Source organism: Citrobacter sp. FP75, from assembly GCF_018342065.1.
In the GTDB taxonomy this organism is placed as follows: domain Bacteria; phylum Pseudomonadota; class Gammaproteobacteria; order Enterobacterales; family Enterobacteriaceae; genus Citrobacter.
In genome coordinates, this window is the sequence record NZ_JAFDOE010000013.1 from 42,273 (window position 1) to 52,728 (window position 10,456).

Sequence of the window (10,456 nt, forward strand, 5' to 3'; positions counted from 1 at the left end):
GTTCACCTCTTATTCTTCTTTAAAGCCTTCAGCCACATCTGGCCAGCTAATCTCGCCAGTGGCTTTATCGATACTGATGTAGGCCACCGGAGGGGAGGTCTGTGGATCGGCCCCTCCACGGCACAACGCTGTCTGATGATCTTCGCGCACGATGATCTCAATGGCCTTTTTTGCATTCCAGCTTTCATAAAAAATACATTGATAGTCGTGACGCAAATCAAGGCTGGCGACCCGTGTTGCTTTATCCGTAGAGACTGGATTGATGTCGTCGCGATAGCGGTCGCCGCGGTTTAAGGACTGCAGCTGTGATTTTTTTAACCAGCCGCGCACAATATGGCGATCTGCAGTGTAATAGACCACGTCAATAAAATCGTCTTTAGACTCTTCCTGTGCAGAAACCACGTCGCCGGGCACCAGGAACACGGAGTCGCTGCGACACTGCTCATTCGGCATTGAATAGAACCCTGCACGTGCACCACCTGTAACCTGATAATGATTACTGGCGGCGGGGGGCATCTTCTCGCGTTGCGGCATCAACTTATTGGCCCAGGACTGGCACGCGGGGCTTACGGGAAGTGGGTTAGCTAACGGCGTAAGCCCGTCCGTTTTAATCCAACCGGTGACGAAGGTACCGTTTGCGCCCCGATAACGGACGTAGCGAAAAGGTTCATCTTTGGACAACATGCCCGTGCTTTCATAACGCTGCGAACTCCTGAGCACCTCTACAGTGTCACTGTTGACCAAAAAAGTGGGAAGCTGGCATTCGGTGGCCGGTGCGGAATAGAAATGCAGACGGGAGCCCGTGTTGACTTTGGCAGAGGCGTAAAGATAATTTGCCTCTCCCGCCGCGATTCCGGCAATTGACTCGCAGTCCTGTTCTGCTGAACAAAACGGTGACACGCCGAGAAGGACGAATGCTGCAATAAACCGTTTATCCATGTTCTTCATTCTTCCCTGTTAACAATCGCGTTAAACCATGAGGTTACGATTTCAGTTCCCGCCATTCGCCGTTGGCGAGGTTTTCCAGCGTGTAATCGCCCATGGCATAGCGGATTAAACGCAGCGTGGGAAAACCCACGTGCGCCGTCATGCGTCTCACCTGACGGTTACGGCCTTCATATAAAGTCACTTTCAGCCAACTGGTGGGAATGTTTTTTCGCTCGCGAATCGGTGGATTTCGCGGCCACAGCCAGTCAGGTTCTGCAACAACCTCAATGCCTGCCGGCAAAGTAGGGCCGTCATTGAGCGTCACCCCGTTACGCAGAACGTCCAGCGCATCCGGTGTCGGCTCACCTTCGACCTGGACGTAATAAATTTTCCCGGTACGTTTACCCGGTTGCGTCAGTCGAGCCTGTAATGCCCCGTCATTCGTCAGTACCAGCAGGCCTTCGCTGTCCCGATCCAGACGGCCCGCAGCATAGACGCCTTGTACGGGAATAAAATCTTTTAGCGTGCTGCGGCCCGCTTCGTCAGTAAATTGTGGCAAAACATCGTAGGGTTTATTGAACAAAACCACGCGTTTTGGCTGGTTTTCTTTACGATGCTTAGTGACTTGTCGTGAGCTGAATCGCTCAACCCGGTGATTTCTAAAAGAAGTTTTTTGCATGGTATTTTCAGATTATATCAATTGCCGCATTATAGCCTAAGAACGAGTGTCTTTCATGGCGGCGAACAATAGGGTAGTATTGACACGCTCATTACAAATCATTAACAAAAAGTTGCTCTAACGCATCCGTGTAGCAGGACGCAAATGCACATGCAGCGTGATGACAGACGAGCAGAACCAGAAGCGCTCGAAGGAGAGGTGAATGGAAAGCAAAGTAGTTGTTCCGGCGGAAGGTAAGAAGATCACCCTGCAAAACGGCAAACTCAACGTTCCTGAAAATCCGATTATCCCGTTCATTGAAGGCGACGGTATCGGCGTTGATGTAACCCCACCGATGATCAAAGTTGTCGATGCTGCTGTCGAGAAAGCCTATAAAGGCGAGCGTAAAATCTCCTGGATGGAAATCTACACCGGCGAGAAATCCACTCAGGTTTATGGCCAGGATGTCTGGCTGCCTGCTGAAACCCTTGATCTGATTCGTGACTACCGTGTTGCCATCAAAGGCCCACTGACTACTCCAGTTGGCGGCGGTATTCGTTCACTGAACGTTGCGCTGCGCCAGGAACTTGACCTGTACGTGTGCCTGCGTCCGGTGCGTTACTACCAGGGCACGCCAAGCCCGGTTAAACATCCTGAACTGACCGATATGGTCATCTTCCGTGAAAACTCTGAAGACATCTACGCGGGTATCGAGTGGAAAGCCGACTCTGCTGATGCAGAGAAAGTGATTAAATTCCTGCGTGAAGAGATGGGCGTGAAGAAAATTCGCTTCCCGGAACACTGCGGCATCGGTATCAAACCGTGCTCCGAAGAAGGGACTAAACGTCTGGTGCGTGCGGCGATTGAATACGCCATCGCCAACGATCGTGATTCTGTTACCCTGGTACACAAAGGCAACATCATGAAATTCACCGAAGGCGCGTTCAAAGACTGGGGTTACCAGTTAGCGCGTGAAGAATTCGGTGGTGAACTGATCGACGGCGGCCCGTGGGTGAAAATCAAGAACCCGAAAACCGGTAAAGAGATCGTTGTTAAAGACGTTATCGCCGATGCGTTCCTGCAGCAGATCCTGCTGCGCCCGGCAGAGTATGACGTTATTGCCTGTATGAACCTGAACGGTGACTACATTTCTGATGCCCTGGCAGCACAGGTTGGCGGGATTGGTATTGCGCCGGGTGCAAACATCGGTGACGAATGTGCACTGTTCGAAGCCACCCACGGAACAGCACCGAAGTATGCGGGTCAGGATAAAGTGAACCCGGGTTCCATCATCCTGTCTGCTGAAATGATGCTGCGTCACATGGGTTGGACCGAAGCGGCTGACTTAATTGTTAAAGGTATGAGCGGTGCGATCAACGCCAAGACCGTAACCTATGACTTCGAACGTCTGATGGACGGCGCTAAACTGCTGAAATGTTCAGAGTTTGGTGACGCGATCATCGAAAACATGTAATGCCGTAATTTGTTAAATTTATTAACGGGAGCGTAACGCTCCCGTTATTTTTTGTTAGGCTGCTAACGGTTATCAAAATTTTGTCAAAATAAGTTATCAAAACCCCCTTGGGAGTTTGGAGTAGGCTGGTCGGTCAGATGGCAGTTCTATTGCCAGGTCCCCATTTGACATTCCTCAGCTTTTTATTATTTCTGGTGGACGCTCGTTAATATCTAGCTTCATTCTGTGCTAGGAGCAGACGTTGCTTACATCGTGCTATATTTGTTTGTGAAGAAGATCCGGTCAAATAATTAATTAGTCAATTTGGGGATTGGTATGTTTTATCATGTGTAGCATGTTGCTACTGCAGACAATAATCTATTTTTAGCAAATATTTAAATCTCTGTAATAAGGACATAAGGTCGATGGACATAAAAAAAGTGGGTGGTGCTGGACTTCACGCAAGTGAGCTCAGAGCAATCAGTAAAATGGAGCAGCACTTCCAAAGCAGCTGGCACGGATTTGCGGGATTGGTTGCTTCGGATGCGCAAGGCGCAATGGAAATTGATTGCCTTATCATTACCCATGACCGTTTGCTTTTAGTTGAGCTCAAAGAATGGAATGGGGTAATCGAATATGACAACGGGATGTGGATCCAGAATGGTCAAAATCGTGGAAAAAGTCCTTTTGCCATCAAACGAGAACATGCTCTGCGCCTACAAAAATTACTTGATAGAGAGTTGTCGCACAACCTCGGTTATTGGCTCACAGTGGAAGCTCATGTAGTACTCTGTGGAAGCGCTACTCCAGACAATCTCCCTCAGATAGAAAGGCCTTTTGTACACTCACTCGATGAATTTCTTGCTATTCGGTCTCCAGAAAAGTATGACAATCTAGTCGCAAATAAAAAACTGGCCGGATTCTTCAACAATGGAAAAGCAAGACCAAACTCCGAAAAGTCTTTGCAGGTCATCTACAGATTTATCGAAGGACCAAAGATTCGGAAAAAAGAGCTTGTTGTTGGCAACTTTCAGGCGCACACAAACAAGTCTTGGTTTGCTCACCGGAACTCAATCTACAAAGAATATTTGGCTCAAGATAAAACAATGCCATCAGCGAAAGGATTGATCCGTCGCTGGGACTTTAATCAGTTGGGTACCATACATGCCTTACAGGCTACTTGGTCCGATATTGCTCTGCGCGAAAATCGGATAGGGAAATTTATTCGTGATAACAGCAATATGCGAGATTATCTGCTTAGGTATGTCAACGATGTTTCAGCAGATGACATCACAGAGGATTTTTGTGAGTTGTATGAGTTACCTCGAAATACAGAGCGTTTGGATGAGGTTATAGCAAGTGATTCTGCATCATGGTCTAAAGAGCAACGGATTGATAGGGTTCGAGCTCTACTAGCCCCTTTTGGTGACTTACATGCATTGAATATTGCTCACCGCGATGTAGACCCACACAACCTCTGGTATGCCAACAACCACGGTAGTATTCTGGCATCAGGTTTCGGTGCTGCGTTTTTTCCTGAAACAGGAACAGTGGCCGAACATCGAAAATTACTGCAAAGTTCACCAGTCGCACTGCCTGAAGATGCTATGTCTGAAGGCGAAATCATTGACGCTTTTCGTATCGATGTATTCCTGCTGGCATCTGTCGCTTATCAGATTTGTTTTAATCAAAAGCTTGAGCAAGTGGATGGTGTTCCCGAATGGACTCTTCCTGTAAACGATCCTTTCGATGGACTATTGAACTCTTGGTTTGAAAAAGCCTTATCTTGGGATGCCTCAGAACGTTTTGACGGCGCCCATAGCATGCTAGGAGAATTCAACTCCCTTACCGGAACATGTCCTGAAGAAGATAAAGAATCACAACAGATCTTTGAGCAGTTACTGCATAGTCCACACCGACGGCAAGAACTAACACCATACTTAATACTCCAGAATTTCCCACCATCCCCAGAGCAACTACAGCAAGCCTTCGAGGCTCTAGCCAGCGTAAGCAGTAAGAAATCATTCTTGGCTCATAAAGACAATCGGGAAATTCTAGTAAAGTTATGGGATAATGTTCAGATCTCTCAAAACCAGCCAGGCTCCAATCGTCGAGTATTGCAGTTTCTAAAACGATTGGAAAAGTTCCAAGAAGCAACTCTCGCAACTCCAAAAGTAATAGACTTTGGTCTAATGAATCCCCAAGGCTTATTTGTAGTCACAGAATATGTGGAGGGTGAAACCTGGTCACATTACTTGCTCGATTTAACTTTGTCTCAAGAAGAGAAGAGGGAGCTTGCAATTAATCTTATTAGTACTGTAATGGATTTCCACGAAAAAAGATTTGCCCATGGAGATTTGCATCCAGAGAATATTCTTGTGAAAGACAGCAATGCTGAACTGATCATGCTTGTAGATGTGGTTGATTACGGTAGTGAAACTGAGGCATTTAATACAGATTATGGTCCAGTAAACCCAGCCATTACTGATGCATATGGGAGAGACCGTTATGCTGTATTCAAGATTGTTGAGGAACTTTTCTCGGGAGACTTGCCAACACAAGTTCAAGAAGAACTCATTAGAGCTCGGGACAATCAAACACAAATTCCAATCGCCCTTGCTCCATTGCTCAATTCGCTGCATGAAGCTCTAGAACCAGAAGAATCAGAAGAACCAGAGGTTGAAGAAAAAGAGCCGATATTGTTGAGTTGGAGGGGTAACCTTCCGAGTGCTCCCACACTTTTGGATCCAATCGACGGCGGTTATTATTTCAACTGCAAATGGATTGATAGTCGAGTTAGTAATTCAAGTAATGAACTTGCTTGCTTTATTACAGGTAATACCGCTTATCTAAAAATTAACGTGGATGTTGAAGCACGTATCATTACCAAAGTCCGGTATACAACCTCCATTCCGCTAAGTGATGTTGTCAGCGCTCAACGACGTTCTGTTGGAAAAGTATCACAACTTATTGCTCTGAAGAATGGCCCTGTGGATGAAAGATGCTCTTTGGTGGATGAAATCCTAAGCATGGAAGCTGTCATCGATGCTATTATTGAGCGCTTTAATCTATCTGTAGACGTTTCAGACAGTCCTTTAACAGATGAAGAGCGCAAGGAATTATCTCCAGAGAGATTATGGAAGACATTAGCTGATTCAGAAGGGCAACTTCGTCAAACCTTCCAAATTGAATCGAATGCAGAGGATAAAGTGAGCGATAGTGGGTATCCAATGTACCCATATTCGTGTCTCGATGGACGGGACCTGCAGATAGATGTAGATGAGACCTACTACATCTATCAACCTAAGTCCGATGAAAAGCTTGGAGAACTCGTCGTCAACGAGACGAGCAGCAGTTTTGTAGCTATACAACCTGTCAACAATTGGGCCAATAAGCAGTTCACGCCTGGTAAGTCGTTTCAACTTGAATCCATTCGTAGCAAATCGTCAAGAGATCTTAGACTCAAGGCTTTGAACCGAGTTATGACTAAAAAATCGGTCATACCCAACTTGATTGACTACTTTGATGCCAGACAATCTCCTGCACTCAGGGAAATGACAGAGCGTCCATCCATCCAGAAGCTGCGAGAGTTATATGATGTACCTGGCCAGGAAACAAATAGCAAGCAACTCGAGGCATTTCAATTTTTGGTAGGACAAGGTCCTGTTGGAGTGCTTCAAGGTCCCCCTGGTACAGGGAAGACGACTTTCGTCAGTAAATTCATCCATTATCTGTTTGAGCATGCTGGTGCGAACAACATACTCCTGGTAGGACAGCAGCACTCTGCGGTCGATAATGTCGCAATAAAAGCCCGTGAACTATGTGCTGACAAAGGCCTGGAACTGGATACTATTCGAATCGGTAGTGAATCACTAATCGATGATCGTATGCTGCCAACACATAGCCGAGCTTTGCAACAAAAAATCCGCCACAAATTTCACAGGGAATATGACATACGAGTTAATGCTCTGTCCTCAAGACTGCAGCTACCACATGAACTTATTCAAGATGCAACACGAATGCACCGCAACCTAGCTCCCTTGCTAGCACAATTAGGACAGTTCCAACGTCAGCGAGAAAAACTTGTACGCACTGGTGGAGATTCCAATGAGATCCATGTAAACCAGTTAACGGAATTAATGCATCAGCGAAATCAGACGTTAGAAACAATTGAAACTATAATCCGACAACAATTCAACGGGGCGTTTGGCGAGTTGCCAACTGATAGTGAGCTTCTACTGGACAAGCTACTACAGATATTAGCTCAAAGTCATGGAGTGAATAATCCCGTTAAGGTAGACCGCCTACATCGATTGCTATCCTTAAGCCAAGAATGGCTTGATGTATTGCGCTCTGGAGAAGCTGGCTATGAACGTTTTATGTTAAAAACAAAACAATTAGCTTGCGGCACTCTAGTGGGGGTTGGACGTCGCAGTTTAGAGCTGGAGCAGACCCAATTTGATTGGGTTATTGTCGATGAAGCTGGTCGCGCCCAAGCCAGTGAGCTGATGGTAGCATTGCAAAGTGCGAAACGCGTTCTATTAGTGGGCGACCATAAACAATTACCTCCGTTTTATCAGAATGGGCATATAAAGCACGCAAGCAAACTACTTGATGTAAACAAAGAAGCTTTTCGAGAATCCGATTTCGAGCGAGCATTCAAGGCATGTGGTGGAGTAACACTGGATACACAATATCGGATGATTGAACCCATTGGTGACCTAGTCTCAGCATGTTTTTATGCCGACGATATCGGCAAATTACACACTGGGCGAGGACCAGTAAAATACTGGTACGACGAATTACCTTTCCCATGGAATAAAGGTGTTAGCTGGATAGATACCACCTCTGAACGGGGTGAGAAAGAGGCTAAACCAGGCTACATCAACCAACATGAAATAGATCTGTTATTACAGTCATTACGCGTTCTCGTTGAGACAGATGCTGTGGAACATCTGCAAAGAACGGTCACCAATGAACAACCTTATCCAATTGGAATTATTACCATGTACAGGGCGCAGAAAAATGAAATTGATACTCAACTCAATCAAGCTGAATGGATGGGACCGCTGCGCCATTTGATCCGAATTGATACCGTTGATTCCTACCAGGGTCAAGAAAACAAGATCATAATCCTTAGTTTAGTGCGAGATAATTCCGACGCTCTGCAGGGTTTCTTAAGGGATGCCCCCCGAATCAACGTAGCTATTTCTCGTGCTCAGGAGCGCTTAGTTATTCTTGGAGCAAGCAAAATGTGGCGTAAAGACAACAATGACTCTGCATTGGGCTCAGTGTATGAATACATCGCAGAGCAAGCAATACAACACAATAGCCATTACCAGATGATTACGACTCTTGAATTCAATAAGGAAGCCACACCACTATGATCCCGCTTTCGACAGAAACTAAAGCTCGTGTAGGGAATCGCATCACCATCCTTATTCCTGCTAGAAAATACATCATGAACTTAGCCTGGACTGAAGAAAAGCCCATGCCTGCTATTGAGCTATTTGCTTGTCGACTGCTCATACTCTTTGAACGAATGTTACCTCTCGAGTTACGTGAGTTCTTCGGACTTTCAGAACGCGAAGAGGAAGAATTACTAAATTCATTAGAAGATAAACGCCTAGCTACATTGGATCACCAGGGTTATCTAGTCCCGAGTCCACTGTTAAAGGGCCAAGTCGGCGATGGTGATGGTGTACCAATGTTGGTTAAATATAATGAGCAGACAGAACATGTGGTACTTGACGCTTTTGCTTTGTCTGTCCGTAAAGAACAAAGATTGAGTCGATTGATGTTTGGTTTGCCGGAACTTGCAATGCCTGAATCCCTAAAAGAATTAGGAATGGATAAAATCATTGAAGAGTTCAGTCGACAATTCCGCAGTTATCTTGAAATAACTCGCAACAACGAGCATGAACGTCAACGAACTCAACTTTATAAAGTGATGGGCTGCAGTTCAAGTGAAGTGCTACAGTTAGCAGTTGATATTGAATTCACCTATCTGCAGGCTAAGGGTGAACCAAAACAGTTTATTTGCTCTGTTGAACGGCTAGGGCCAAACCAAAGTCGCCCCCTCAATAGTAAGCTAGAAGCCCATATCGCAGATTTTCTAGGATCAAATTACATAGAAGAAAAAGGCACTGATGCGGAAACATACTGCCAACTAGCCGACGATCATATACTTAAGCCTTTCGTAAATGGCTACCGGGTAGATTATTCTGGTTGGATGCATGCTAGAGATGAAAGCAAGACTGGTTATGGCTCACCAGATACTCGAGGTGTTTTTGGGCCCATATATCTAGTTGAAAATCGACGTGATGCATTGCAATGGATTCGAAAAACTCTACACGAGCATAATGACGTTACTGAGCTAAAAGCACTATGGATGCCGAGTAACGTTCCATTGTGGGGAGCTAATTCGGAGGACATAGAGCACTTTGTACAAGGTCTAAAAAATATTCTTGAGCAAAGAGACAACGATGCAAAAGTATCCCTAATCCATCAAGGAAAAAAATGGGATGTTAGCCAGTACTTGATAAATATTTTCCCATATGGATTATCCACTCCACTAGAGCTGGATAGACTTGAATTGTTTGTTATTCCTGGTATTTTCGGTCTTATACAGTATCATGGTCAACCTAATAGTGATAGCGGAGTTAGTCTGCCCATTGGCTACATGACCAAAGATCCGGAACGAATTAAGTCTCTAGAGTTATTATTCCAATCTAGAATCGGAGACCTCAGCAAATTGAATAGTACATGGGGCTCTTCCGGAGAGTCCAAATCGCCAGCAAGCGAACGAGATCTTCTACCACAAAACTGGCTAACTAGGACTACCACCAGACCTATTCTTAGCCTGAATCGCTAACATCAAAGTCAGTTACCATAACTGGTAGCTGGCGTTTTAGTGATGTAATTAATGGACTGGTTTTCGGAGTAATTATTATATCGCCAGCCCCTTTTGATCAAAACCTCTCAATATAAGTTATGCCTTACTGACTTCCGCTCCTCGTTCAGAGCGGACTTTCATGTGTGGTGAGAAATTCAAGGTGGCGTTGAGACGCTTAAAGTTTCACAACGCTACTTTGCTCCATCCTTTACCTCGATCATCATGATAACGATCGGTTTGTTGTTGTGTTTTATGACCAAGTAGTTTTTGTGTGTCTAACCCCTGTTCTTTGTACAGACGTTCAGATAAAGACCTTTGTTCATGGAATGTTGCGGGCGAACCATCACCCCAGTCGATTCCTGCCAAATCCCTCGCTTTACTGAAATTCATCGTCAATGTGTTAGATTTAACCTGTGCCCCGCGTTCAGCCTGTGAAGTCGTACTGTAAGTATCCCGCATAATCGTGCCATTCACATTTAGAGACCCTCCGGCATAATCACTCTGCCAACAAAGGAGATCGCTA

General features: G+C 45.5%; 6 protein-coding genes. 3 read left to right on the forward strand and 3 right to left on the reverse strand.

Annotation, left to right across the window (positions count from 1 at the left end; genetic code table 11):
* Positions 1-9: 9 nt before the first annotated feature.
* On the reverse strand, positions 10-948 hold the full coding sequence (locus JQ822_RS23290; protein WP_213135402.1) for a hypothetical protein: 939 nt from the start codon (positions 946-948) through the stop codon (positions 10-12).
* 34 nt (positions 949-982) lie between these two features.
* On the reverse strand, positions 983-1,606 hold the full coding sequence (rluE, locus tag JQ822_RS23295) for a 23S rRNA pseudouridine(2457) synthase RluE (RefSeq protein ID WP_213135403.1): 624 nt from the start codon (positions 1,604-1,606) through the stop codon (positions 983-985).
* A 202-nt stretch (positions 1,607-1,808) separates the two neighbouring features.
* On the opposite strand from rluE, the gene icd reads away from it, so the two are divergent.
* The 3 genes from icd (at position 1,809) to JQ822_RS23310 (ending at position 9,912) form a co-directional block, all read left to right on the forward strand.
* On the forward strand, positions 1,809-3,059 hold the full coding sequence (gene icd / locus JQ822_RS23300) for an NADP-dependent isocitrate dehydrogenase (RefSeq protein WP_213135404.1): 1,251 nt from the start codon (positions 1,809-1,811) through the stop codon (positions 3,057-3,059).
* Positions 3,060-3,463: 404 nt separating this feature from the next.
* Complete coding sequence (locus JQ822_RS23305; protein WP_213135405.1) at positions 3,464-8,425, forward strand: AAA domain-containing protein; 4,962 nt, start codon at positions 3,464-3,466, stop codon at positions 8,423-8,425.
* Positions 8,422-9,912, forward strand: coding sequence for a hypothetical protein (locus JQ822_RS23310; protein WP_213135406.1), 1,491 nt, complete (start codon positions 8,422-8,424; stop codon positions 9,910-9,912). Before JQ822_RS23305 ends, JQ822_RS23310 begins: the two co-directional genes overlap by 4 nt.
* A 204-nt stretch (positions 9,913-10,116) precedes the next feature.
* On the opposite strand, the gene JQ822_RS23315 is transcribed toward JQ822_RS23310, so the two are convergent.
* On the reverse strand, positions 10,117-10,456 hold a 340-nt coding region (locus tag JQ822_RS23315), incomplete at its 5' end, for a tyrosine-type recombinase/integrase (RefSeq protein WP_244849128.1).

What these genes read in the sequence shown, in the direction of transcription:
- JQ822_RS23305 (WP_213135405.1), top strand. Translation starts at nt 3,464, where the DNA reads ATGGACATAAAAAAAGTGGGTGGTGCTGGACTTCACGCAAGTGAGCTC.
- icd (WP_213135404.1), top strand. Translation starts at nt 1,809, where the DNA reads ATGGAAAGCAAAGTAGTTGTTCCGGCGGAAGGTAAGAAGATCACCCTG.
- JQ822_RS23290 (WP_213135402.1), bottom strand. Translation starts at nt 948, where the DNA reads ATGAAGAACATGGATAAACGGTTTATTGCAGCATTCGTCCTTCTCGGC.
- rluE (WP_213135403.1), bottom strand. Translation starts at nt 1,606, where the DNA reads ATGCAAAAAACTTCTTTTAGAAATCACCGGGTTGAGCGATTCAGCTCA.
- JQ822_RS23310 (WP_213135406.1), top strand. Translation starts at nt 8,422, where the DNA reads ATGATCCCGCTTTCGACAGAAACTAAAGCTCGTGTAGGGAATCGCATC.